Origin of the sequence: Streptomyces sp. CBMA29 (assembly GCF_014596445.1) — a bacterium.
Classification (GTDB): domain Bacteria; phylum Actinomycetota; class Actinomycetes; order Streptomycetales; family Streptomycetaceae; genus Actinacidiphila.
The window spans coordinates 1-24,958 of record NZ_MECL01000177.1 but is presented as its reverse complement, the minus strand read 5'-3'; the positions used below and the strand labels follow the sequence as shown (position 1 = coordinate 24,958).

Genomic DNA, 24,958 nt, shown 5'->3' with positions numbered 1-24,958 from the left:
CACAGCAAGTGCGCCGCCAGGGACTCGAACCCCGGACCCGCTGATTAAGAGTCAGCTGCTCTAACCAACTGAGCTAGCGGCGCTTGCGGGGACCATCATACGTGGTCGGAGGGGGTGATCGAGACCACCCCCTCCGGCCATCCCCTCCACTCGGCGGGTCAGCCGGTCACCGGGGACCGGGTCACTTCAGGCCGAAGGCCCTGATGATCTCCTGGCTCACCGAGCCGCCCGCGCCGTCGGACGCGCTCGCCCTCAGCGACACGGAGCCGCCGGGCTTCCGCGGAGTCCAGATCAGCGTCGTCCAGTGGCCCTTGCGGTCCTTGAGCAGCAGCGTCGGCAGCCAGGTCCTGCCGTCGTCGTAGGAGACCGACAGCTTCGCCGAGGCCGCCTTCGTCGCGCCGTCCAGCCACTCCTGCGTGGTGGACCCCAGGCCGACCGGGATCAGCCGGCCGCCGGGCACGTCGCCCGCGGTGTCGGTGGGCACGTCGTAGTCGAGCTGGAGCAGCCTGACGTCGTCCTGGCCGACCCCCTCGGGCAGCGGCCCGGAGACGAAGTTCCACTCCGTGTGCGTACGGATCGAGGTCCGCCACTCCTTGGCGTCCCGCGCCGAGTCGAGCACCAGCCGGTAGGGCAGCTTCTTCGCGGGCTGGTCCCAGATGCCGCCCGCCCGGCCGACGCCCTGGGCGACGAGGGTGTCGCCCTGGTAGGCGGCGTAGGTGGTGCGGCCGTCGTACTCGTCGGCGGGCATGTCGCCCGAGTGGCCCGCGCCGCCGTCCGTCCACGGCGTGATGTTGAACTGGATGTCGTTGTACGACGAGCGGTTCGGCCCCCAGAAGGCGGAGCCGAGGCGCGGCCGGACGATCCCGCCGAACCAGGAGACCGCGTACGAACGGCCCGGTGCGAACAGGTCGTTGCCGCCGCGCTCCTCCAGGAGCTGGTCGCTGTAGTCCGCGTCGTAGACGCTGTGGTCCTCGTACCAGAACCCTGAGCCGTGCTCCGGGGAGACGTACTCGGTACGGGTGCCCGGGTAGGACTCCCGCTCGGTGAAGCCGATGCCGTAGCCCCAGGCGGGGATGTCGTAGCGGAAGCCCCCGCCGTTGCGGGCGCGGTCGCCGTTGTAGGCGGCGGTGACCTTGGCCAGGTCGCGCTCGGGGTCGGGGGTGTAGGCCAGGGAGCGGTCCGGGATGGCGCCGTCGTGCTGGTCGAGCAGGTCGTAGACGACCCGGGTGTACGCGCGCTGCTCGACGCTCAGCGAGAGCGTGCCGCCCTTGGCGTCGGCGACGAGCTTCGCGCCCGCGTCCCGCTGGACGGAGACCACGGTCAGCGGCGTGTCCCGGTAGTCGTCGTCGGGGTCGGCGTAGGACTCCAGCAGCCTGCCGCGGCCGTCGTTGACGACGATCAGCAGCTTCGCGCCCGCGGCGGTCGCCGCCGCGGCCCGCTGGACCGGCGTGACGGCGTCGGAGCGCTCGACCACCACGACCTTGCCCCTGGCGTCCAGACCCCGGTAGCCGGCCGCGCCGCCCTGCCCGGCGTAGACCGCGCGGAGCGTGCCCTTGCCGTCGGTGACGGTGGCGCCGGGCTGCGGGGTGGTGTCCAGATCCTGCCCGCGCCCGGTGACGGCGACCTGCCGCTCACCGAGCCGCCAGCGGGTCAGGAAGTCGAAGGTGCCGTTGCCGACCTTGGCCGTCGGCGACGCGTACAGCGTGTCGTACGTCAGCGGCAGGATCGCCGCGTCGCGGATCACCTCGCCGTCCGCGAAGGTGCGGGCGATGTCCACGTGGAGCTGCCGCGTCTGGGTCCGCCGGCCCGGCACGGCCGCGCTGACCTCGCGCGCCTTGCTCGCGTCGAGCGTGACGGTGGTGTCCTTGCTGAGCACCGTCTCCGGGTTGACCAGCACGGCCAGGCCCAGCGAGTCCGGCGCGTCGCCGGCCACGTCGATCTCCGCGTACGCCATGTACGTGCCGGGCGCCAGCCGCAGCGTGCGCTCGCCGTCGACCGCGACCGGCGACGGGTACGGGTCGCCGTCCCGCGCCAGTACGACGGTGCCCGCGGCGGGCTTTCCGTCCCGGCCGCGCAGCTTGACCGTGTAGTCGTAAAGCTCTTGTTCCTTCTCCAGCGCGAAGCCGGTGTGCGCGACGACGTGTCCGGTCGCCGCGTCGGTGGCCAGCACCTGGCCGGAGAAGGTGGTCGCCGACGGCACCCCGGCCGGGTCGAGCGTCAGCGTGACGTCCGCGCTGCCGCCCGGGGGGACGGCGACCGACGGCGCCGACAGCGTGTACGCCCGGTCCTCGGTGTCCGTCGTCAGATCCAGCGTGACCGGGTCCTTGCCGCTGTTGCGGTACGTGATCACGCGGGTGGCCGCCGCCGCGCCGTCGTGCGGCCAGGAGTAGACGGCCGTGTCGACCGAACCGGTGGCCTGGACGGGGGAGTCGACCGCGGCCAGGACGTCGACCCGGCCGGTGCCCTGCTCGAACGGCGTGTAGTCGGCGAGCACCTTGGACGTGCTCATCAGCGCGTCCTTGAGCCGCGCCGCCGTCCAGTCGGGGTGCCGCTGCTTGAGGATCGCGGCGGCGCCCGCCACGTGCGGGGTGGCCATCGACGTCCCCGACATCGTCTGGTAGCCGCCGCCCGGCATGGCCGCGGTGATGTCGACGCCGGGCGCCGACAGGTCCGGCTTGAGACCGTAACCGCCGCTGAGCGGGCCCATGCTGGAGAAGTCGGCGCGCTGGTCGGACTTGTCGACGGCGGCCACGGTGAGCGCGTCGCGCGCCGAGCCGGGGGCGCCGATGGTGCCCGCGCCGTAGGAGTTGCCCGCGGCGATCACGTACAGCGGACCGCCGTCCGCCGACAGGGAGTTGACGGCCAAGGCCATCGGGTCGGTGCCGTCGTCGGGTATCGAGGAGCCGAGGCTCATGCTCACCACGTCGGCGCCCTGGGCCTTGGCCCACTCCATGCCCGCGATGATCCAGGAGTCCTGGCCCTCGCCCTCGTTCGAGAGCACCTTGCCGACCAGCAGCTTCGCGCCCGGCGCGACGCCCTGGTAGCTGCCGTCGGAGGCGGCGCCGCTGCCCGCGACGGTGGAGGCGACGTGCGTGCCGTGGCCGTTGCCGTCGGCGACGGCCTGGCCGGGCACGAAGCTCTGCTCGCCGGCGATCCGGTCCTTCAGGTCGGGGTGGGTGTCGTCGACGCCGGTGTCCAGGACGGCGACCTTCTCGCCGGCGCCGTCGTAGCCCTCGGCCCACGCCTGCGGAGCGTTGATCTGCGGCACCGAGTCCTTGAGGTCGGCCGTCACCCGGCCGTCGAGCCACAGCCTGTCGATGCCGGTGGCGCCGTTGAGCGAACGGGCGTTGCCCGCCGGGCCGGTGGCCGCCGGGCCCGCCAGGCCGGTCCAGAAGGCGCGGGACCGCTTCTTGTCGGCCCTCAGGGCCGCGCCGCCGATGCTCGGCAGCGTCCGTACGGTGCTCGCGCCGGCCGGCGCCACCGGCTGCGACCGCGCCGTGCGGGCGGCCTCCGTCCAGGTGGCGATCAGCGGCAGTCCGGCGCTGTGCGCGTCGTCGTAGCCCATCGCGGCCAGGGCGGACACGTCGAACAGCCGCCGGTCCAGCTTCCCCGCGGCCAGCAGCGGCTCCGCCTCGTCGGGAATGACGTACGTGTCACCGCCGTACTGCTGGATCCGTACGATCCCCCGCGCTCCGGGCGCGCGGTCGACGGTGACGGTGTCCTGCTTGCCCGGTCCGTCGGCGATGTGCACGACATCTCCGGTGAGCAGGGTGACGGTGGTCGAGGTGGCGGAGGGGGTGGAGTTGGCTGACGAGGGCGCGGACCGCGGCGCCGCCGCGGGGGTCGCCGCGGCGGCGGGGCCCGTGGGCAGCAGCAGTGCGGTACCGAGGGCGAGCACGGTGGTGCCCGCCGGTACGGTGATCCGGCGTCGAGTCGAAGTCATGCACATGATCTACCGGCCGTACGCCCGCCTCCGCACGGATCGGCGGTGGCGCGATTCCGCCTGGCGGCAATCCGCCGCCGCTTTGAGCCCGGCCCCGGCCATCGGGTACGATCTCCCACGTCAGCAGGCGCCGCTAGCTCAGTTGGTTAGAGCAGCTGACTCTTAATCAGCGGGTCCGGGGTTCGAGTCCCTGGCGGCGCACATGCTCACGAAGGCCCTCCGTTCACGCGGGGGGCCTTTGTCGTACCGAACTTTCTTCGTACCGAACGTTCGTCGTGCCGGGCCTTCGTCGGACCGGACCCAGATGCCTGACGGTCGTGCCGGATCAGATGCTGAACGAGAGCAGGACCGGGGCCGCGCGGGTGTGGAGGGTGTCCACGGCCGGCTTGAGGCGGTGGGCCTGGGCGTACGGCATCGACAGCGCGAGGCAGGCGACCGTCTTGCCGATGGTGACCGGGATCGCGGCGCAGACGGTGCCGACCGCGTACTCCTGGAGGTCGAGCGTGGGCACCGAGGTCGGCTGGCGTTCGAGCTTGGTCAGCAGGATGCGGTCGTCCACGACGGTGCGCGAGGTCAGCCGGGCCGGGCGGTGCCGGGAGAGGTGCTCCAGCCGGCCGTTGTGGTCGAGCTGTGAGAGCAGGCACTTGCCGACCGCGCTGGCGTGGGCGGAGGAGCGGAAGTCCACCCACTCGTTGACCTTCGGCGCGTTGGGGCCGTCGGCGAAGTCGATGACGTGCACCTCGCCGTCGTCGTACCGGCTGAAGTAGACGGCCGCGCCCACCTCGTCGCGCAGTTCGGCCAGCACCGCCTGAAGCTTCTCCGCGAGGGCGTGGTCGCGGTCGGCGGCACCGAGGAGCACCATGGACTCGCCGATGACATATCCGCCGCCGGGCAGAAATCCGAGATAACGCTCACGGCGCAGCATTGCCAGCAGATGGGAGAGATAGTCCAGCGGCACACCGATTTCGCGGGCCAACTGTTCGGCGGTGACGCCGTGCCGATGGGTGTCGACGGATTCGAGCACGCGCAGCGCGTACTGGACCGCGTACACCGGCTCGATCTGTCGGTGCTCAAGCGCCACGGTAGCCCCCTGCAGGTATGACCGTTTGCGTCCTGGCTGTCGCCGCCGGTCACGGACGGGGATCAGAAACGGCCGGACCCGGCGGCTGGGCCGGTCTCCACGATAGCCCCAATCCCGTTTCAGGTAGAGGCGGTTGGCCAGTTATCCGGGGCTCTTCAAGCGTATATGCAGGAAGGGGCCACGCTGGCATATGCCAACGTCATTACCCGAAAAGGAAACGGCGGGGGAACCGTACAATCCGCGCCCGGGAATAACCGGACGCGGGCTCCGGTTGTCGGTCGCGCGGGGGTGGGACAGACATGGGCACGGAGACGATCGAGGAGGCGCCCGCAGTGGGTGACGAACGACAGGGCGAACAGCGGGGCGAACGAACGGACGGGCGGTCCGGTTCGGACGACCGGTCCCGTACGGACGGGCGGTCCGATACGGGCGAGCGGTCCCGTACGGACGGCCGGTCCCGTACGGACGGCCGGGACGGCGACACCGGTACGCTCCGCGGCCGGGGCATCCGCGGCCCGGTCCGCGGCACCGCCCCCGTACCGCTGTCCGTGCTGGACCTGGCCACCGTCGGCAGCGGATTCACCGCCACCGACGCGCTGCGCACCAGCGTCGAGATCGCCAGGACCGCGGAGACCCGCGGCTACCACCGGATGTGGGTGGCCGAGCACCACTCGATGCCGGGCGTCGCCAGCTCCTCGCCCGCGGTGATCCTCGCCCACCTCGCGGCCCACACCCGCACGCTGCGGCTCGGCTCCGGCGGGGTGATGCTGCCCAACCACGCGCCGCTGGTGATCGCCGAGCAGTTCGGCACCCTGGAGGCGCTGGCCCCCGGCCGGATCGACCTCGGTCTCGGCCGTGCGCCCGGCACCGACGGCGCGACGGCCGCCGCGCTGCGCCGCACCGACCGGCTGCACGAGGGTGCGGACGAATTCCCGCAGCAGCTCGCGGAGTTGACCCGGTTCCTGGACGACGACTTCCCCGACGGGCACCGCTACGCGCGCATTCACGCCATTCCTGGCCCGGTGCAGGGCACGGCGCCCGGCGGCGTCCAGTCGGCGGGCCGCCCGAGCGTGTGGCTGCTGGGCTCCTCCGGCTTCAGCGCGCGACTGGCGGGCACGCTCGGCCTGCCGTTCTCCTTCGCGCACCACTTCTCGGCCGCCAACACCGTTCCCGCGCTGGCCCTTTACCGTGAGTCCTTCCGGCCCTCGGAGATCCTGGACCGCCCCTACGCCTCGATCGGCGTGGCCGCCCTGGCCGCCGACGACCCGGCCGAGGCCCGCCGCCAGGTGCTCTCCGGCGCGCTGAGCATGCTGCGGCTGCGCACCGGCCGCCCCGGCCTGGTACCGACGCCCCAAGAGGCCGAGGGCTACGAATTCAGCCCGGCGGAACGGGACTTCGTGGACTCGTGGCTGGTGAACATCGTCCACGGCGACCCGGAGACGGTGCGTACCGGACTCGACCAACTCGTGGACCGCACCGGCGCCGACGAGTTGGTGATCACCGCCAACGCGCACACGCCGTCGGTCCGGCTGCGCTCCTACGACCTCATCGCGGACGCCTACGGCTTCCCCAAGGACATCGCGACGGCCTCCGCCGATGCCCCGTCCGATGTCTCCTCCGGTGTCTCCTGCGAGGTCGCCGCCGGTTAAAGACTCGTTTCCGGCCGGTGGGTGGTCCAACGTCGAACGACAGCCCCTGACCAGCCTTAAGTCAGCGTTAAAGCCGCTTGTCACCCGGTTGACGAGCGGCTTTGCCGTTGTCGCGGAACGCTACCGGCCGGTCGCCTTCCGCAGGATTGGTCTAGTCCTAAGTCTGGTTCAGACCATTGACGTGCACTTGACGAGGGGTTATCCATTCACCAGCCCCCTGTTGTTCCTCCCTCTCCCCCCGGAGGTACTCGTGCAGTCCAGGAAGAGAGCGATCGTGGCCGCCGTCACGACCGCCGCCCTCACCGCCGGAGCGCTCACCGCGCTCGTCGCCGGAGTGGGCACAGCCCAGGCGGACACCACCGCCGCTGCCAAGCCCGCGGCCGCCGCCGCGAGCAGCGGCGGCGTGAAGATCGCCTATTACGACCAGTGGAGCGTGTACGGCAACGCCTACTACCCCAAGAACCTCGACACGTCGGGGGTGGCGGGCAAGCTCGACATCCTCAACTACTCGTTCGAGAACATCGATCCGACGAATCTGACCTGTTTCGAGGCCACCAAGGCGTCGGACTCCACCAACGAGTCCAACCCCAACGCCGGTGACGGCGCGGGCGACTCCTTCGCCGACTACCAGAAGTCGTTCGGCGCGGACATCAGCGTGGACGGTGTCGCCGACACCTGGAACCAGCCGATCGTCGGCAACTTCAACCAGCTCAAGAAGCTCAAGGCGAAGTATCCCAACCTGAAGATCGTCGCGTCGCTCGGCGGCTGGACCTACTCCAAGTACTTCTCCGACGCGGCGGCCACCGACGCCAGCCGGAAGAAGCTGGTCAGCTCCTGCATCGACATGTTCATCAAGGGCAATCTGCCCGTGCAGGGCGGCTACGGCGGCACCGGCAGCGGTGCCGGGATCTTCGACGGCTTCGACATCGACTGGGAGTACCCCGGCTCGCCCAACGGGCACACCGGCAACCACTACAGCCCCAACGACAAGGCCAACTTCACCGCGCTGCTGGCCGAGTTCCGCACCGAGCTGAACGCGTACGGCGCGGCCAACGGCGGCAAGAAGATGCTGCTGACCGCGGCGCTGCCGGCCGGCCAGGACAAGATCGCGCAGATCGAGACCAACAAGGTCGGGCAGTACCTCGACTACGCGAACATCATGACGTACGACATGCACGGAGCCTGGGACGCGACCGGTCCGACCAACCTCCAGGACCCGCTGTACCAGTCGCCGACCGACCCGTCCACGGCGATCCCGCCGGGCACCGAGAAGTACAGCACCGATCACGCCATCAACGCGTGGATCAACGGTAATTCGGCCTACGGCATCGCGGGCGGCTTCCCGTCCAACAAGATCACCATGGGCTACCCGTTGTACTACCGCGGCTGGACCGGCGTCCCCGCGGGCAGCAACCACGGCCTGTACCAGTCCGCTTCGGGCCCCGCCCCGGCGCGCGGCATCAGCCAGGTCGCGGGCACCGCGTACTACAAGGAACTCACCTCGATCGTCGGCAACGCCTCCACGACGTTCTACGACCCGAGCACCCAGGCCAACTGGTTCTACAACGGGACCGAGTTCTGGACCGGCCTCGGCGCCCAGGCGATCCAGGCCAAGGCGGACTACGCGCACTGCCACAACCTGGCCGGCTCGATGATGTACTCGCTGCTCGACCTCGATCCCGCCGCCACCCTCTTCAACAAGATCGTGACGGCGACCAACGGGTCCGCGTCCGGCTGCGGCACGACCACCACGCCGCCGACCACGCCTCCCACCACCCCGCCGACGACGCCCCCCACGACGCCGCCGACGACCCCGCCCACCACGCCTCCGACCACCCCGCCGGGCGGCACCTGCACCCTGCCGTCCTGGTCCGCCTCCGCGGTCTACGTCGGTGGCAACCAGGTCTCCTGGAAGGGCCACAAGTGGAACGCCAAGTGGTGGACCACCAATGAGGAGCCCGGTACGACCGGGGAGTGGGGCGTGTGGCAGGACCTCGGGGCCTGCTGACCCCGCTCACCTCCTGACCGCATGACCCGGGGTCCGCGTCCTTACTCCCCCCAAGGACGCGGGCCCCTTCCGCCTGCCACCGTCGTCCGGCGGCGCGCGCCGTCCGCGGGCTCAGTCCAGCAGCGCGGAGATCGCCGCCGCCGCCACAGGGCGCGAGTAGTGCCAGCCCTGGCCCGTGTCGCAGCCGATCCGCCGCAGGCGCTCCGCCTGCTCCGCGTTCTCCACGCACTCCGCCGTGACCGTCAGGCCGAGCCGGTGGGCCAGTTCGACCAGTGCCTCGACGATGGTCTCGTCGGCCGGGTTGGGGTGTTCCGCGGAGCGGAAGCCCTGCACGAAGGAGCCGTCCAGCTTCAGGGCCGAGACCGGCAGGCGGCTCATGTAGGCGAGGTTGGAGTAGCCGGTGCCGAAGTCGTCGATGGCGATCCGCACGCCCATCTCGTCCAGGGCGTGCAGCGCCTGGAGGGGACGGCCGGCGGAGCCCATCACGGCGGACTCGGTGAGTTCGAGCTGGAGCAGCCGCGGCGGCAGACCGGTGTCGGCGAGGATCGCGGCGACGTCGGCGACCAGGTCGGAGTCCCAGACCTGGCGTACGGCGACGTTGACGCTGACCACCAACGGTGCCTCGGGGTGGGCCAGTTGCCAGGCGCGGGCCTGGCGGCAGGACTCGGCGAGCACCCAGCGGCCGAGCTGCACGATGGAGCCGTCCTCCTCGGCGAGACCGATGAAGCGGTTGGGCGCCAGCCGCCCGAAGTGCGGGTGCTCCCAGCGCACCAGCGCCTCGACGCCGCGCAGTTCGCCCGAGTCCAGCGCCACCAACGGCTGGTAGTCCAGGACGAATTCGCCGCGCTCGACGGCCTGCCGCAGCGTACGGGACAGGGCCTGACGGGTCATCCGGTGCTCGTTGCGCTCCGGGTCGAAGAGCGTCCAGCGCGCCTTGCCGTCGGCCTTGGCCCAGTACAGCGTGGTGTCGGCGGCCTGCATCAGACCGGTGGCCGACGTGCCCGCCGCCTCCCGTTCGACCACGCCGATGCTGGCGGAGACCGCGAGCCGGTGGCCGCCCACGTCGAACGGCGGCTGGAGCGCGGCCAGTACGGCCTCGGCCAGATCCGTCGCCTGCCCCGTACCGGTGGAGTCCCGTACCAGCAGGGCGAATTCGTCGCCGCCGAGCCGCGCCACCAGGTGCCCGCCGGGCTCGGCGCAGGCCAGCAGGCGGCGGCCGACGGCGGCCAGCAGTTCGTCGCCGACGCGGTGGCCTAGCGTGTCGTTGACCGCCTTGAAGCCGTCCAGGTCCAGATAGCACAGGCCGATCCGGCCGGTACGGCTGCCGTGGTCGCCGACGGCTGCCGACAGCCGCTCGAAGAACAGCGCGCGGTTGGGCAGTGCGCTGACCGGGTCGTGCATGCGCAGGTGGCGTAGCTGCTCGCGCAGGGTGTTCCGCTCGCCGACGTCCTCGACGGACAGCAGCAGCGGGCGGGCGCCGGTGCGCGACAGCGTGATCTCGGCGTGCACGGTGCTGCCGTCGGGCCGGGTGATGCCGCGCGTGCAGCGCAGCCGTTCGCGGCGGCCGGTGAGCACGTCGTGGAAGGCGGCGCGGGCGTGCCGGTCGCCGCTCAGGCCGAGGAGCGCGGCGGCGCCCGTGGCGCTCATCCGCTCGGGCGAGGCGCCCAGCAGCGCGCCGAGCGCGCCGTTGGCCTCCAGGACCGTGCCGTCAGGGGCGAGCAGCGCCATCGCGGTCTGGGCGATGGCGAAGGCGGCCCGGTAGTCGCGCAGTTCGGCGTCGTCCGGCCGCGCGGCCGTACCTCCCTGCGCGGCCGTACCTCCCTGCCCGGCCGGCCGTCCTCCCGGCTGCGGGTCCGTGCCGCCGCCGGAGCGTGGGGCAGAGGTGTGACTGTGCGTGATGACTTGTGCTGTGCTTTCGGGCTCGACACCTGGGCCGCCCGAGGGTCCGCCCATGGCCCGCTCCCCGCTTCGCGCTCGTCTCGGTCGCGATCATATGGGCTGGCGGAGTTGGTGTTCCAGCGCCCTGGTGGTGATTCTCCGCACGTGTGCTGACGGATCGACCGAACGTGTCCGAACGGTTCGCTCACGTGATCGCATCCCCGGGGACATTACGCACCGTAATGACCTTCGTGCGACGCCCGTACGCCTCCCGCGCACCGCCCGCCTGGAGCAGTCGGACAGGACATCTCGCCACATTCCATAGCAATGTGGGGGAGGTGTCCCGAACGGGTTCACGAATCCTCCCCGGAGGTCCATGTGCGGCGGTCAGCCAGCTCGTCAGGCTCCTCAGGCGTCTCGATAGGCGTACCGCCCCGCGCGCGGCGGCGTGTCCTGCGCTCCGTCGCGGCGGCGCTCAGCGTCTTCAGTGCCGTGGTGGCCTGGACCCTGACGACCGGCCCCGCCGCGTCCGCCGCCGTCGGCAGCGCCTGCCTCCTGCCGCGCACCGCCGCCCACCACTCCGAGGGCGTCGACACCTGGGAGAGCGGCTACGCCCGGCCGACCGGCCACATGAAGGCCCTCATGGTCTTCCTCGACTTCCCCGGCACCGCGCCCGACCTCACCACCCAGCAGGTCGCCGCCGACCACTTCCCGGCCACCACCCGCTTCTTCGACCGCGCCTCGTACGGCCGCTTCGACCTCGGCGTCCACCCCGTCAGCCGCTGGCTGCGCATGCCGCGCCCCGCCACCGACTACGCGATCAGCCGCGACTGGAACGCCGCCGACCGCAGCGCCTACCTGCGCGACGCCATCGCCGCCGCCGACCCGGTGGTGGACTTCCACGGCTACGACGTCGTCTACCTCGTCGCCGACCCCGACGCGCCCGGCGTGGACTCCGACGCCACCAAGGTCGTCAACCTCGCCACCCCGATCACCGTCGACGGCACCCCGCTGCGCCGGCTCGTCACCGTCTTCGAACGGCACCCGCCGGACCGCAACGTGCTCGCCCACGAGACCGGCCACGTCTTCGACCTGCCCGACCTGTACTACCGGCCGCCCGCGGGCAGCAACGCCGACTGGGACACCCACGTCGGCGACTGGGACCTGATGGGAAGCCAGTTCGGCCTCGCCCCCGACCCCTTCGCCTGGCACAAGTGGAAGCTCGGCTGGATCACCTCCGACCAGGTCGGCTGCGTCACCCGCGCGGGCACCACCTACCAGGACCTCAGCCCCGACGAGACCCCCGGCGGCACCAAGCTCGTCGTCGTACGCACCGGGCCCGACACCGCCCTCGCCATCGAGGCGCGCACCGCCACCGGCAACGACCACGCCGCCTGCCGCCAGGGCGTCCTGCTCTACAAGGTGCGCTCCGACATCGAGTCGGGCGACGGACCCATCACCGTGATCGACGGCCACCCGCACACCTCCGCGTGCCGGGCCACCTCCGTCTACCCGCCGCTGGCCGACGCGCCGCTGGGCGTGGGGGAGTCCTACGCCGTACCCGACGGCTCCACCCGCGTGACGGTCACCGCCCACCATGCGGACGGCACCTGGACGGTCAAGATCGTCGAGGGGTCGCCCGCCGGCGACGACACCGGCCACAGGAGCTAGCGCCATGGCCTCCACCAAGGGGTCTGGACCGCGGCGCCCGGCCACGACCGGGTCAGGACCGCGCCGGCTGTCCCGGACCGGACTGCGCTGCACCGCGCTCATCGCGCTCGGGCTGCTCGCCGTCGGCAGCACCGTCTCCGCGGGCCCGCGCACCGCCGCGCTCCACGCCTCGCCGCCGCCCGCCGCCCGGCCCTGCGCCCTGCGGGCCGTCCCCGGCGTCGCCATGTCCGAGGGCTTCCCCGACAGCTCCAGCCGCGGCCCCAACGCCGAATTCGCCCCCTCCACCGGCACCCTGCACGCCCTGACCCTGCTGATCGACTTCCCCGACGCGCCCGCCCAGTACAGCGCCGCCGACCGCTACGGCGAGTTCTTCCCCGCCGTCAAGAAGTGGTATGCCGTCAGCTCGTACGGCCGCCTCGACTACGAGTCCACGCCGGTGCTGCGCTACATACGGATGCCGCGGCCGTTCAGCGCGTACGGGATCGGCCGCGGCTACGGCTGGGACGCCCACACCGAGATGATGCGCGACCTGCTGAAGGTCGCCGACCACTCCATCGACTTCCGCGGCTACGACCTGGTCAACATCCTCGTCACGCCCAACGCGGGCCCGCCCGCCGACGAGGCGGTGCTCTCGGTCACCTGGACCGGCGCGTCCGCCGCGACCACCGACGACGGCGCCCACCTCGACAAGGTCTCCCTCATCTACGGCCACGACCAGTCGGGCCCGCGCGTCCTCAGCCACGAGAACGGCCACGCGCTCGGCCTGCCCGACCTCTACGCCGCCGACGACTTCCCGCGCACCGACACGCTCGCCGGGCAGTGGGACAGCATGTCCCTCGACTGGGGGCTACAGGGCGACCTGTTCGCCTGGCACAAGTGGAAGCTCGGCTGGCTCGACGACAGCCAGATCGCCTGCGTCACCGGCCGCACCGACGCGACCTACGAACTCGGCGCCGTCGAGATCCCCGGCGGACGCAAAGCCGTCGTGATCCCGTACAGCCGCACCGGGGTCTTCGTCCTGGAGGCCAGGCAGCAGCTCGGCAGCGACAAGGACGCGTGCCGCGCGGGCGTGCTCGCCTACCGGGTCCGTACCGACGTCGACTCGGGCAAGGGCCCGGTGACCGTCGTGGACGCCCATCCCCGCACCTCCGCCTGCGACTTCAGCAGCGGCGCCTTCAACTCCCTGAACGACGCGCCCTTCGGCGTCGGTGAGAGCTACACCGACAAGGCGTCGGGGCTGACCTTCAAGGTGCTGGGAAGGACAGCGGCGGGCGCGTGGCGCATCCACGTCACCCGCCACTGATCAGGCGTCAGAAACCTTACTCAGTCCAGCAGTTCGGCGTTGAGCGTGATCGTCGTGCCCGCGAGCGCCTTGCTGACCGGGCAGTTCTCCTTGGCGCCCTGCGCCGCCGCCTCGAAGTCACCGGCGGAGATGCCGGGGACGCGCGCCTTCACCGTCAAGACGATGCCGGTGATGCCCTCACCCGGCTGGAAGGTCACGTCGGCCTGCGTCTGCACCGACTCGGGCGGGGTGCCCGCGCCCGCGAGCGCGTGCGAGAGCGCCATCGAGAAGCAGGAGGAGTGGGCCGCGGCGATCAGCTCCTCGGGGCTGGTCTTGCCGTTCGCCTCCTCCGCGCGGGAGGCCCACGTCACGTCGTACGAGCCGACGCCCGAGGTGTCGAGCGAGACGGTCCCGGCGCCGCCCATCAGCGGGCCCTTCCACTGGGTCGTCGCGGTGCGGGTGGTTGCCATGGTGAAGCCTCCAAGAGGTACCGACGGATGGCGGGAACGCCTCCTGAACGCTACCTCGCGCGCACCCCGCTCAGCGCGCGGGGAAGCTGTATGTCCAGCCCTGCGCGTCGAGCCTGTCCAGCAGCCGCGACAGCGCCCGCACCGTCTGGGAGCGGTCGCCGCCGCCGTCGTGCATCAGCACGATGGAGCCGGGGCGCAGTTGACGGTCGATGTTCGCCAGCACCTTGGCGGTGCCGGGCCGCTCCCAGTCGCGGGAGTCCACCGTCCAGCCCAGCGGGCGCAGCCCGTGGCCGGCGGCGATGTGACGGATCGTCGGGGTGAAGTCGCCGCCGGGCGCCCGGTAGTACCAGAGCTTCGCGCCGGCGCCCGCGGCCTTGGCTATCTCGCGCTGCGCGTCGACGATCTCGTGCGTGTTGTACGCCGCCGACCTGCTGCTCTGCCGCTCGTTGTGGTGCACCGAGTGGTCGCACAGCCGGTGGCCCGCCGCGGTGATCCGCCGGACCAGGTCGGGGTGGGCGGCGGCGTTGGGGCCGATCTCGCAGAAGGTCGCCTTCGCGTGGTGCGCGGCCAGCAGCGCCAGGACCTGCGGGGTCCAGCGCGGGTCGGGGCCATCGTCGAAGGTCAGCGCGACGGACCTGCCGCCGTCCTCGGTGGAGTGCTGGATCGACTCGCCGGCCGGGGCGCCGGTGGCGGGGCTCCCCGAGGGGTCGGCGGGACCGGCCGAGGGGTCCAGGGGCCCGGTCGGCTGCCCGGGGACCGTCTGCGACGGGACGGTCCCGGACGGATCGGTCGGTACGGGACCGGTCTGCGACGGACCGGTCTGCGACGGATCGTTCCGCGTGGGACCCGCACCGGACGGACCCGCCCCGGCCGGATCGTCCGGCGCGGAGGTCCGCTGGGACGGGATGCCCGCGGCCGGTCCTGACGCCTCGCCCGACGCGGTCGACGACGGCCCGCGCGACGAGGCCCGCGCGTCGTCCGCCCCGCTCGCCGCGGCCCCGCCGTGCTGTGAGCCGCAGGCCGCGAGCGCGGTCCCGGCGAGCGCCGCGGTGGCCACCGCGGCGGCGGTCCGCCGTACGGCCGTGCGGCTCAACATCCCAGATCGTCCGGTTTTGTACCTCATGCGCACCACCGTAAACATGCTCCGAACGGGTGACGCAAGGCCCCCGCCCCGCGCCCGGCCCCTCGGAACCCGCCCCGCACCCCCGCGCGACCGGCCGCGAACCCGCCGCGACCCGCCGCGCGGCACGGTCAGCGGCGACGTACCAACGGGAAAGGCAGCGTCTCACGGATCGTCCGGCCCGTGAGGAACATCACCAGCCGGTCCACCCCGATCCCCAGCCCGCCGGTCGGCGGCATCGCGTACTCCAGCGCCGTCAGGAAGTCCTCGTCCAGCTCCATCGCCTCCGGGTCACCGCCCGCCGCCAGCAGCGACTGCCGGGTCAGCCGGGCCCGCTGCTCCACCGGATCGGTCAGCTCGGTGTACGCCGTGCCCAGCTCCGTGCCGTACGCCACCAGGTCCCAGCGCTCGGCGAGCCGCGGATCGGTGCGGTGCCGCCTGGTCAGCGGCGAGACCTCGGCCGGGAAGTCCTTGTAGAAGCACGGCGTGGTGGTGCGCTCCTCGACCAGCCGCTCGTACATCTCCAGCGCCACGTCGGCCGGCCCGTCGTCCGGGCCGTACGGCACCCCCGCCCGGTCGCACAGCGCGCGCAGCCGCGCCAGCGGCGTCCCCGCGTCCACCTCCTCGCCCAGCGCCCGCGAGATCGCCCCGAACACCGTCCGCACCGGCCACCGCCCCGACAGGTCCACCTCCGCGCCGTCCGGCCGCCGGGCCGTCTGCCCCCCGTTCGCCGCGACGGCCGCCGCCTGGATCAGCTCCCGCGCCAGATCGAGCATCACGTCGTAGTCCGCGAACGCCTGATACGCCTCCAGCATCGTGAACTCGGGGTTGTGCTTGTACGACACGCCCTCGTTGCGGAAGGTCCTGCCCAGCTCGAAGACCCGCTCCACCCCGCCGACGCACAGCCGCTTCAGATACAGCTCGGGCGCGATCCGCAGATACAGGTCGAGGTCGTACGCGTTGATGTGCGTGGTGAACGGGCGGGCGTTCGCGCCGCCGTGCACCGGCTGAAGCATCGGCGTCTCGACCTCCAGGAAGCCGCGGTCGGCCAGCGTCGTACGGACCGCGCCGACGGCCGCGCTGCGGGCGGTGAGCAGGGAACGCGCCTCGGGGGAGACCACCAGCGCCAGATAGCGCTGCCGCACCCGCGCCTCCGGGTCGGTCAGGCCGCGCCGCTTGTCCGGCAGCGGGTGCAGGCACTTGCCGGTCAGCGTCCAGGAGTACGCCTCCGCGGTCGGCTCGCCGCCGCGGCTGACCGCCATCGCGCCCTCGACCCGGAGCAGGTCGCCGAGGTCCACGCCCGACGCGAACGCCCGCAGACCGTCCCGTCCGAGACGATCCCTGGTCAGCATGGTCTGGAGGTCGCCCGACCAGTCCCGCAGCGTCACGAAGACGACGCCGCCGTGGTCGCGCACTCGCAGCACCCGGCCCGCGACGGCCACCGCGCTGCCTGCCCCCGCCGTACGCGCCGCCGCCAGCGTATGCGTCGGACCCGCGCTCACCGGATACGGGTCGACGCCGTCGCGCCGCATCCCCTCGACCTTGGCCAGGCGTACCCGGACCTGCTCGGCGGGGGCGTGCGGGTCCGCGGGGGCGTGACGGCCGCGCTCGGCCGCGGCGGCCGTCACGCTCGCCGTCGTCACGCCTGTCGCCACACCGTCCGCCACGCCCGTTCCCGTACCGCCCGTTCCCGTCCCGCCCGCCGCGGACCGGCGGCGCCGCCGCAAGCGCAGGCTCGGGAGTTCCACGAAACCCTCCGCGATGCCCGAGGCCAGGCCGATCCTCGCCATGTCCTTGCCGTCGGCGTAACACAGGAACCGCGGGTACCAGTGCGGCTGGTACTTCACGTTCGAGCGGTACATCGCCTCCAGCTGCCACCAGCGGGAGAAGAACAGCAGCAGCCGTCGCCACATCCGCAGGACGGGCCCCGCGCCGATCCGGGCGCCCTCCTCGAAAGCGGACCTGAACACCGCGAAGTTCAGCGAGACCCGCCGGACACCCAGCGCGCCCGCGCCCGCGGCCAGCTCGGTGACCATGAACTCCATGATCCCGTTGGGCGCCGTACGGTCCCGCCGCATCACGTCGAGCGACACCCCGTCGTGCCCCCACGGCACGAACGACAGCAGCGCGATCACCCGTCCCCTGTCGTCCAGCGCCTCCACCAGCAGGCACTCGCCGTCCGCCGGGTCGCCGAGCCGCCCCAGCGCCATCGAGAAGCCGCGCTCGGTGTCGGTGTCCCGCCAGGCGTCCGCCAGCCGTTCGACCTCCCGCAGCTCCTCGGGCGACAGGTCGTGGTGCCGCCGGACACGGGTGGTCGCCCCGGTCCGCCGCACCCGGTGCACCGCCTGCCGGATACCGCGCATCTCCCGGCCCGCGAGGTCGAAGTCCGTCACGTCGAGAATCGCCTCGTCGCCCAGCTCCAGCGCGCCGAGCCCCGCCCGCGCGTACGCCTTCGCGCCCTCCTCGCCCGCGCCCATCACCGCGGGCACCCAGCCGTACGCCCCCGCGTGCGCCAGCCACGCGTCGATCGCCGGACCCCACGCCTCCGGGTCGCCGAGCGGATCACCGCTGGCCAGACAGACCCCCACCTCCACCCGGAACGTCACCGCGGACTTGCCGCTCGGCGAGAACACCACCGACTTGTCGCGCCGCGTCGCGAAGTAGCCCAACGAGTCCTTGTCCCCGTACCGCGCCAGCAGCCCCCGGATCCGGCCCTCGTCGTCCCCCCGCAGCGCCGCCTCCATCCGCTGCGACCTGAACAGCGCCGCCGCCGCGCACAGCAGCGCCGCCGCGCCGAACAGGCCGAGCCAGAAATTCGTCCAGTACGGCGGCCTGCCGATGTCCGGCAGGTCGTTCACCCCGCCGACCACCTTGTTGACCGCCCACCGCAGCCGGTTCCCGCCCTCCAGCGTCCCCGGGAACAGCGTCAGCAGCCCCCAGCCCAGCAGCACGCCGATCGCCAGCCCGCACACCAGCACCAGCAGCGCCCGCCAGAACGCCCCCTTGCGCACCCGCGCCGAGAACTCCCCCCGCGCGGCGATCACGGCGCCCAGCACCGTGCCCGTGATCAGCAGCGCCGGGATCGCGCTCCAGTCCCGCACCGCGATCAGCACCAGATTCGCCACCACGGTCAGGCCGAGGAAGACCGCCACGATCCAGTACGCCACCCGTTTGCGGGCCGCCATCGCGCCGCCCAGCAGCACCAGGAACGCCGCGTACGCCAGATTCGCCGACGCCGGCACCGTCAGGATCTCCACCCACCGGCGTACCGGGTCCAGCAGGGGCCGCAACGGGGAGACGACGGCCAGGGTGGCGCAGAACAGGGCCAGAATCCCGAAGAATTCTCCGAACCAGCCCGGAATTCTGGGCGCCACCCGCCCCCACGCCACCTTCCCGGGCATCGGCTCCGCCTCTCCTCCCACGCACCTGGCGCTCCCAGCTTTCCCCAACCCGGCGGCATGCGCCTCCGCAGAGCCACGGGGAAGGTGCCCCCCAGTGCCCCTCAAAGCCACGCCCCGCGCTAGGGGGCGCCGTCCTCCGGGGTGAGGAGGGTGCCGCGGTGCCGGAGACGGGGTCCGGTGAGGAAGCCCTCGGCGATGGCATTGGCGGCGGCCACCCGCGGAAGATCGGCTCTCCGCTCGAAGAGCACGTAGCGGGCCTGCCAGCGCGGCGCGAACGCCGCGTAGCCCCGCTCGCGCGCGGCGACCTGCCCGAGACGGGCGAGAAGCCGCAGCGGCGCGCGGCGCAACCGCGAGGTCAGGGCACCGCGGAAGGCGGTGAAGTTGAGGGACACGCGGGTGACCGCACCCAGCGGAGCCGTACCGGCGGCGGCGCGCAGCAGCACCTCGGTGAGGAGGAAATCCACCGGGGCCCGCCCGGACTCGCGGTCGCGCCGGATGAGGTCGAGCGTGAGCCCGTCGGGCCCCCAGGGCACGAACGTGACCATCGCGCAGGTCCGCCCGTGCGGATCGAGGCACTCCGCCAGGAGACAGTCCCCGTCGGCCGCGTCACCGAGCCGCCCGAGCGCCACGGAGAAGCCGCGCTCGGCGGGGTGCCGCCGCCACTTGTCGGCCAGATGCGCCAGCCGTCGCAATGCGTCCGGGTCGATCTCCCGGTGCCTGCGCAGCACCACCGAGTAGCCCGCGCCGCCGAGCACCCCGTGCGCCTGCCGCAGCGCGCTCAGCCCGGCGGAGCCCGTATCGGCGAAGACGGCGGCGAAGGAGGCCGTCTCCACCACCGCCTCGTCACCGGACGGCAGCGCGCGGAAACCGGCCGCCTCGTACACCACGGCCGCCGCGGGCCCCGCGCTGGTGACGGCCGGGACCCAGGCGTGCCGCCGCGCCGTGTCCAGCCAGTGGTCGACGGCCCGCGGCCAGGCGGCCCGGTCGCCGACGAGGTCACCGGAGGCGAGCGCGACACCGTTCACCACACGGTAGAGGACGGCCGCGTCCCGCTCCGGCGTCCAGGACACCGCCTTGTCGCGGCGCAGCGCGAAGTAGCCGAGCGAGTCGCGCCGCCCGTACACCCGCAGCAGCGCCCGCAGCCGCCGCTCGTCCGCGGGCAGCAGCCGGTCCCGGCCGCGCGGCGAGCGGAAGAAGGCGAGCAGGATGAGCAGCATCAGAGCGACGCTCAGGACGTTGATCGCCAGGTCCGTCCAGCCGGGCACCTGGATCTCGGGCAGGTCGAAGAGACCGGACACCGTCAGCACCCGCACCAGCGTGTACCGCGTACTGGCCCCCCACTGGCGCGGCGGCAGCTCGTCCGTCGCGTGCACCAGCAGTGTGCCGAGGCCGATCGCCACCGCGCCGCCGACGACGAAGGTCGTCAGCCCCAGAGCCACGTTGCCCCGTTCGCCGCGCACGTTGAACACCGTCCTGGACACCAGCAGCGCGACCAGCACCAGCCCGGTCACGCCCAGCGACACCCAGTTGAACGGATGCCCGCGCGTCACCGGCAGCGCCGCCACACCGGCCAGGCACAGCAGCGTGTATCCGCTGGTCAGCACGGTCGTGACAATCCAGGCGGCCCGCTTGCGGCGGCGCAGGCTCACCGACAGCACCAGCGCGAGCACCGCGCCGGTGAAACCGGGGCTGACCAGGAAGGCGGTGAAGAACTCGCCGTCCGAGGCGGCCCGCACCCGGTTGCGGAACGGCGCGATCACCCCGGTCACCGCGTTGACCGCGCACACCACCCGCAGATACCAGACGGTGAAGGCCGCCCCCGGCTGCCGCAACGGCCGCAGCACGTCGGCCAGCAGCGTCTCGATCCTGGACGGCGGCAGCTCCACGATCGTCGGCCGCCGCGCGGGTTTGCGCGCGGACGTCGCCGACGGCAGCGGCGCGCCCGCCACCGCGTCCATCATGGCCGTCTTCATCACGACCATCCGCCGGTGGATCCGGTCCTCGCGCCGCTCGGCCCTGGCCATCCGGCGCGGCCGGGAGGTGTACCGCCAGCGCGCCCACGGACTGGCCGGGCGGGCCAGCCGCAGCGCGCCGACGATCGCCAGCACCGGCACCATCACCCCGAGCAGCCCCGTCCACACCTTGCCCTTGGACAGGCACACCACCACGAAGCCGATCAGCACACCGGCGGTCAGATACTGCGCGTACGACTCGCCGCCGCTGAATCCGCCCAGCGGCGCCTGGCCGATCAGCAGCAGCCCGATCACCGCCACCGCGAGGATCACCGCGTCGACCGACTGGCGGCCCTGCTCGCTCCAGTAGACGTCCTTGAGGTGCAGTACCAGCGCGAACTCGTCCAGCACCAGGCCGCAGCCGATCCCGAAGACCAGCGCGAGCACGTCGTGCACGACCGGGCCGCCGCGTACGGCGAACGACCCGATGCCGCCGATCAGCATCATCGCCTGGCCGAACACCACATGGTGGATGTGCAGGCCGCCGGGCTGCACGTTGCCCGGCCACCACTTCACCCCGCGCCGGATCATCCGCACGCTGAACCGGATGAAGAGGAAGGAGCCGATCAGTCCGACCAGCAGCAGGAAGAGCGGCTCACGGCCGGTGTCCGCGATCCGCGTCCGGTACGCGTCGGCCAGCCAGTCCACCATGGCTCCAGGGTCGTCGTGGTGCGGGCCGCCGGCCACCCGGACGGCGCGTCCGTATGCCCGGACGTGCGTACGAAGGGACGTTCATACGAAGAAGGCCCCCCGCTTCCGCGAGGGGCCTTCGACCGTCTGTGCGCCGCCAGGGACTCGAACCCCGGACCCGCTGATTAAGAGTCAGCTGCTCTAACCAACTGAGCTAGCGGCGCTTGCTGACGTCGTAGACCTTAGCATCCGGCCACGGGGAGCGGAAATCGATATGACTCAGGCCGTTCCAGGGGTGCTGACCAGGGCGGGAACGGTCTTCGCGGGTGCCGACCTGGCCGCCCGTACGCACGCCCAGAGCACCACGTCCGCGCCCGGCAGCCAGGGGTGCCGGGTGTCGGGCGCCACCAGCCAGCGGGACAGCCCTGCCCCCGGATCGCAACCGGACCCCTGGCCGGCCCCGGCAGCGTCCTGCGGCGCGTACAGCGGGGGTACGGTCACCGCGTCGCCGCTGCCGTGACAGAGCATCGGCGGCACGGCCTCGCCCCACTCCTCCCAGTCCAGCAGGTACGGCAGCCGCTGCGCCGTACCGGGCGCGACGAGCAGCAGCAGCCGCCCCCGGTGCACGGCCACCGGGCCGCTGCCGGGGCCCGACGCCCATAACTGCTCCAGAAGTCTGCGGCCGAACAGCGCCGACAGGTTCACCACGTCGAACGCCGTACCGCACGGCAGCACGCTCGGCGCCGTCGGACGCGCCGACCACAGGGCCCGCACGCTGCGCGGGAAGGCGCTGGCCGAGGCCAGCCACTCGGCGCCTTCCGGCGTGACGTACGACGTGTGCCGACGCCGCTGGGCTTCGGTGACGACCTCGGTGACGGCATGCGTCACGGCCGCGATGCTTCCGGTCCCTTGCCATTCGTCCATGGCATCTACAGGTACCGGCCGCTTCCGGCGCGCTCGGCGGAATCGGCCGAATTCGGGACAGGAGGGTGAGAGAGGGGGTACCTTGCCGCAACGCATATGCGGGGCACAGTTGCGGCGGGCCGTGGCCGCGTGACAGTCACGGCCGCCGCCCGGGAGCCAAACCCGCCGGACACGCCCTAGGAGGCCGCGCCGCCCGCGATCAGGCCCTCGCCGTACTCGGCCATCCGCTTGGCGTAGTCCTCGGTCCACCCGGCGCGCTCGGCGAGAACCGCGTAGGTCAGCCGGTCGAAGCGGCGCGGATCGGTGAGCTGCGCGGCGGCTATCGCCTGGAAGTCCGTGGCCCGGTCGGCGGCCGTACGGAAAGCCGTCGCCAGCTCGGTCGCCCGCGCCAGCATCCGCCCCGGATCGTCCATCGACTCCAGGTCGAAGAAGTGCTCCGGGTCCTCCACCGTCGCGGCAGGCTCGAAGCTCAGCGACGCGGGCCGCCTGGGCCGCGGCGCCGCCTCCCGCGACCCACCGCCCTGCGCGCTCTGAGCCGACTGCGGCTCTGTCATACGGCTACCTCCGGAATCGATCACGCACACCATTGTCCCGCGCCCACGCAAGACCCCCTCCATTCGGGTGAGCGACCGCGCTCACGGCCGCCAGCTCACCCGGTGTTCCGCGAGGTGCGCCAGGACCGCGTGATTGGCCTCCCAGCCGTCGGGGAACTTGACCGTGACACCGAGCTGGACCGGCTCGGAGGACGGGTGCTCGTCGAGGAGTTCGGCCACGCCCGCGCGGCACACCACGATGCACGCGTGCCGGTGCCGGGAGGCCAGCACGCACAGCCGACCGGTCTCCAGATGGAACGCCGTGGCGTCGGGGCGGCCGGACAGCGGGTGCAGCACCACGGTCACGTCGAATTCGCGGCCCTGGAGGCGGTTCGCGGTGTCCACCGTGACCCCGGCGACGCCGACGTCGGCCAGCGCGGCGCGCACCGCCGCCGCCTGGTCCCGGTGCGCGGTGCCGACCGCGATCCGGTCCGCGGTCAGCGGCGCCGGGTCGGGATCGGGCGCTGAGTACGTCAGACCCCCGCGGTCCAGCAGCCGCCGCACCACCGCGGCCACCGCGCGTACCGCCTCCGGGTCGGTGCGCGGGGTGTGCCGGGCGGGCAGCTCCAGCAGCCCCCAGCCACTGGCCGCCGCCTCGTCCAGGACGCGGTCGGGCCCGTCGCCGTCGCCCGGCACCCCGAACACCAGCCGCCGGTCGCCGTGGTCCGTACCGCTCCTGAACGGGGTGTACGGGTAGAACGCGCGCGACACCAGGGGCGCCGCCGAGGCGGGCAGCCGCCAGGACACCGGCAGCCGGTGCTGCGGCAGCCCCGGATTGTGCGCGAGCAGCGTCACCACCGCGCTCGCCGACGGGTCGTAGCTCAGCCCCGCCCACTGCTCCGCGCCCACCACGCTGAACGGGTCCAACTGCCCGGGGTCGCCCACGAACAGCGCCCGCTCGAACAGCCCCGCCACTTGCAGCAGCGCGTCCGACCGCATCTGGTACGCCTCGTCCACGATGGCGTGCCGCCACGGCTCGGCGTCCTTCACGTACGCCCACTTCGCCGCGGTCGCGATCACCACCTTGCAGGCCCGCAGGTCCGCCACCGAGCTGGACTTCATCAGCGCCGGGTGCCGGTCGAGGGCCTTGTCGGGCGGCGACTCGGCGCCGTGCAGCCGGCCCACCGGCAGGTCGGGCTCGGCGGTGGCGAGCCGGTCCGCGAGGTCGTCGACCTGCGCGTTGGTCTGCGCGACGATCATCAACGACTCGCCCGCCGCGGCCAGTTCGCGTGCCGCGCGCACCACGAGCGTCGACTTGCCCGCGCCGGGCGGCGAGTCGACCACGACCCCGCGGGCCGTGCCGTGCAGCGTGCTCTCCAGGATCGCGGCCGTCGCCTCGGCGGCGGCCCTTCCCGCGTCCCACCTCTCCGACACGTGTCCGTCCGTGTCCGGGCCGTCGGCTCGCACGGGCTGCGTCACAGGAAGTCCTCCGCGGTCACGGGGTCGGGCGGGTCAGCGGTCGGCGGTGTGCCGGGCGGCGTCCCGGCGTCGGGCGGGCCGCCGTGCGTCCACGGTGTCCGCTCCGGCTCCGGCAGCCCGGGGCCGCCGCGCGGATCGTGCTCGAAGAAGGTGAAGTCCACCCGGTCACCGGCCCCCGGCACCGACCCCTCCTTCGGCGTCCGCCCGCTCCCCATCCCCCCGGTGAGCCGCACCACCACCAACCGCCCATCCGGCCCGGCAGCACGACCGCCTTCCGTCGCGGTGGTGACGTCGCCGTCCGCCGCGAGGGCAGGGGCGCCCTCGGCCCCGGTCGCCCGGTCGGGCTGTGCCCCGGGCGCGTGGACGGGTTGCGGCGCGGTCGAGTCGTCGGGGTGCGGTCCGGTCGCCAGGGCGGCCTCGGGGCGGCTCGCGGGGGCGAAAGCCGGTGCTACCGAGACGACTTCGGCGCTCTGGGCGGACTTGGCGCCCGGCACTGAGCGGTACGCCTTGGTGCCGGGCTCGGCTTGGGGGAGGTCGTGGGTGCGGATGGTCAGGAGGGGGCGGGGCATGGGCCGCTTGCCCTCGGAGTACGTCATCTCGACGCCGGTGACCTCACCGGCGAACGCCTCGCCCGCCAGCCGCCTGGCCGCCATCGTCAGGGGGTCGTCCAGCGCCTCCTGCGCGGAGACCCGCGCCTGGGCGGTCTCGCGGCCCGCGAGCTTCTGCGCGGCGGCGATGGCGCCGTCCCGCTTGGGCTGCGGCGGCTCACCCGCGCGCAGCCGGTCGCGGTGCCCGGTGAACGACCAGCGGTCGCGCTTCCACCGGTCGGCCACATGCGCGCCCTCGGGCAGCGCCCGCAGCAGGTCGAGGCCGCGCC

Annotated in this window: 14 protein-coding genes, 3 tRNA genes and 1 pseudogene; 5 read left to right on the top strand and 13 right to left on the bottom strand. The window is 72.8% G+C overall.

The features are described from left to right. Nucleotides 1–9 precede the first annotated feature (9 nt). Nucleotides 10–83 (bottom strand) — tRNA-Lys (locus BGM09_RS23145). 98 nt (nt 84–181) lie between these two features. Beyond that, the gene (locus BGM09_RS23140) at nt 182–3,943 is read right to left on the bottom strand and encodes a S8 family peptidase (RefSeq protein WP_188283598.1); all 3,762 of its coding nucleotides are present in this window, start codon (nt 3,941–3,943) and stop codon (nt 182–184) included. A 127-nt stretch (nt 3,944–4,070) separates the two neighbouring features. On the opposite strand from BGM09_RS23140, the gene BGM09_RS23135 reads away from it, so the two are divergent. After that, a tRNA-Lys gene (locus BGM09_RS23135) sits at nt 4,071–4,144 on the top strand. A 124-nt stretch (nt 4,145–4,268) separates the two neighbouring features. Here BGM09_RS23135 and BGM09_RS23130 read toward each other — a convergent pair. Then, nucleotides 4,269–5,024: an IclR family transcriptional regulator gene (locus BGM09_RS23130; RefSeq protein ID WP_188283597.1), complete on the bottom strand. Its 756-nt coding sequence runs from the start codon at nt 5,022–5,024 to the stop codon at nt 4,269–4,271. Nucleotides 5,025–5,323: 299 nt separating this feature from the next. Between BGM09_RS23130 and BGM09_RS23125 the strand changes: the two genes are divergently transcribed. Both BGM09_RS23125 and BGM09_RS23120 read left to right on the top strand, forming a co-directional pair. Then, nucleotides 5,324–6,673 carry an LLM class flavin-dependent oxidoreductase gene (locus tag BGM09_RS23125; RefSeq protein WP_223187469.1) on the top strand — a complete coding sequence of 450 codons (1,350 nt, stop codon included), beginning with the start codon at nt 5,324–5,326 and terminating at the stop codon, nt 6,671–6,673. A 271-nt stretch (nt 6,674–6,944) separates the two neighbouring features. Beyond that, on the top strand, nt 6,945–8,681 hold the full coding sequence (locus tag BGM09_RS23120) for a glycosyl hydrolase family 18 protein (protein WP_317452855.1): 1,737 nt from the start codon (nt 6,945–6,947) through the stop codon (nt 8,679–8,681). Between the two features lie 111 nt (nt 8,682–8,792). Here the strand turns inward: BGM09_RS23120 and BGM09_RS23115 are convergent, their stop codons facing one another. Beyond that, nucleotides 8,793–10,634, bottom strand: a complete 1,842-nt coding sequence (locus BGM09_RS23115; RefSeq protein WP_188283595.1) for an EAL domain-containing protein — start codon at nt 10,632–10,634, stop codon at nt 8,793–8,795. 420 nt (nt 10,635–11,054) lie between these two features. On the opposite strand from BGM09_RS23115, the gene BGM09_RS23110 reads away from it, so the two are divergent. Both BGM09_RS23110 and BGM09_RS23105 read left to right on the top strand, forming a co-directional pair. After that, nucleotides 11,055–12,230 carry a M6 family metalloprotease domain-containing protein gene (locus tag BGM09_RS23110; RefSeq protein ID WP_411158361.1) on the top strand — a complete coding sequence of 392 codons (1,176 nt, stop codon included), beginning with the start codon at nt 11,055–11,057 and terminating at the stop codon, nt 12,228–12,230. A gap of 4 nt (nt 12,231–12,234) precedes the next feature. Beyond that, nucleotides 12,235–13,533 carry a M6 family metalloprotease domain-containing protein gene (locus BGM09_RS23105; RefSeq protein WP_188283593.1) on the top strand — a complete coding sequence of 433 codons (1,299 nt, stop codon included), beginning with the start codon at nt 12,235–12,237 and terminating at the stop codon, nt 13,531–13,533. Between the two features lie 20 nt (nt 13,534–13,553). Here BGM09_RS23105 and BGM09_RS23100 read toward each other — a convergent pair whose 3' ends face one another. The 9 genes and pseudogenes from BGM09_RS23100 to BGM09_RS23060 all read right to left on the bottom strand — a co-directional run. Beyond that, nucleotides 13,554–13,982: an OsmC family protein gene (locus tag BGM09_RS23100; protein WP_188283592.1), complete on the bottom strand. Its 429-nt coding sequence runs from the start codon at nt 13,980–13,982 to the stop codon at nt 13,554–13,556. A 70-nt stretch (nt 13,983–14,052) separates the two neighbouring features. Then, nucleotides 14,053–15,078: a polysaccharide deacetylase family protein gene (locus BGM09_RS23095; RefSeq protein WP_188283591.1), complete on the bottom strand. Its 1,026-nt coding sequence runs from the start codon at nt 15,076–15,078 to the stop codon at nt 14,053–14,055. A 155-nt stretch (nt 15,079–15,233) separates the two neighbouring features. Further along, complete coding sequence (gene lysX, locus BGM09_RS23090; protein ID WP_188283590.1) at nt 15,234–18,503, bottom strand: bifunctional lysylphosphatidylglycerol synthetase/lysine--tRNA ligase LysX; 3,270 nt, start codon at nt 18,501–18,503, stop codon at nt 15,234–15,236. 119 nt (nt 18,504–18,622) lie between these two features. Then, nucleotides 18,623–21,166: a phosphatidylglycerol lysyltransferase domain-containing protein gene (locus BGM09_RS23085; protein ID WP_188283589.1), complete on the bottom strand. Its 2,544-nt coding sequence runs from the start codon at nt 21,164–21,166 to the stop codon at nt 18,623–18,625. Between the two features lie 129 nt (nt 21,167–21,295). Further along, nucleotides 21,296–21,369 (bottom strand) — tRNA-Lys (locus BGM09_RS23080). A 55-nt stretch (nt 21,370–21,424) separates the two neighbouring features. Beyond that, complete coding sequence (locus BGM09_RS23075) at nt 21,425–22,033, bottom strand: bifunctional DNA primase/polymerase (RefSeq protein WP_317452849.1); 609 nt, start codon at nt 22,031–22,033, stop codon at nt 21,425–21,427. A 212-nt stretch (nt 22,034–22,245) separates the two neighbouring features. Then, nucleotides 22,246–22,623: a hypothetical protein gene (locus tag BGM09_RS23070; RefSeq protein ID WP_188283587.1), complete on the bottom strand. Its 378-nt coding sequence runs from the start codon at nt 22,621–22,623 to the stop codon at nt 22,246–22,248. Between the two features lie 81 nt (nt 22,624–22,704). Further along, nucleotides 22,705–24,036 (bottom strand): AAA domain-containing protein, encoded by a 1,332-nt coding sequence (locus BGM09_RS23065; RefSeq protein WP_188283624.1) that lies wholly within the window; start codon nt 24,034–24,036, stop codon nt 22,705–22,707. A gap of 41 nt (nt 24,037–24,077) precedes the next feature. After that, nucleotides 24,078–24,958, bottom strand: a pseudogene (locus tag BGM09_RS23060) (hypothetical protein); the annotation flags it as partial.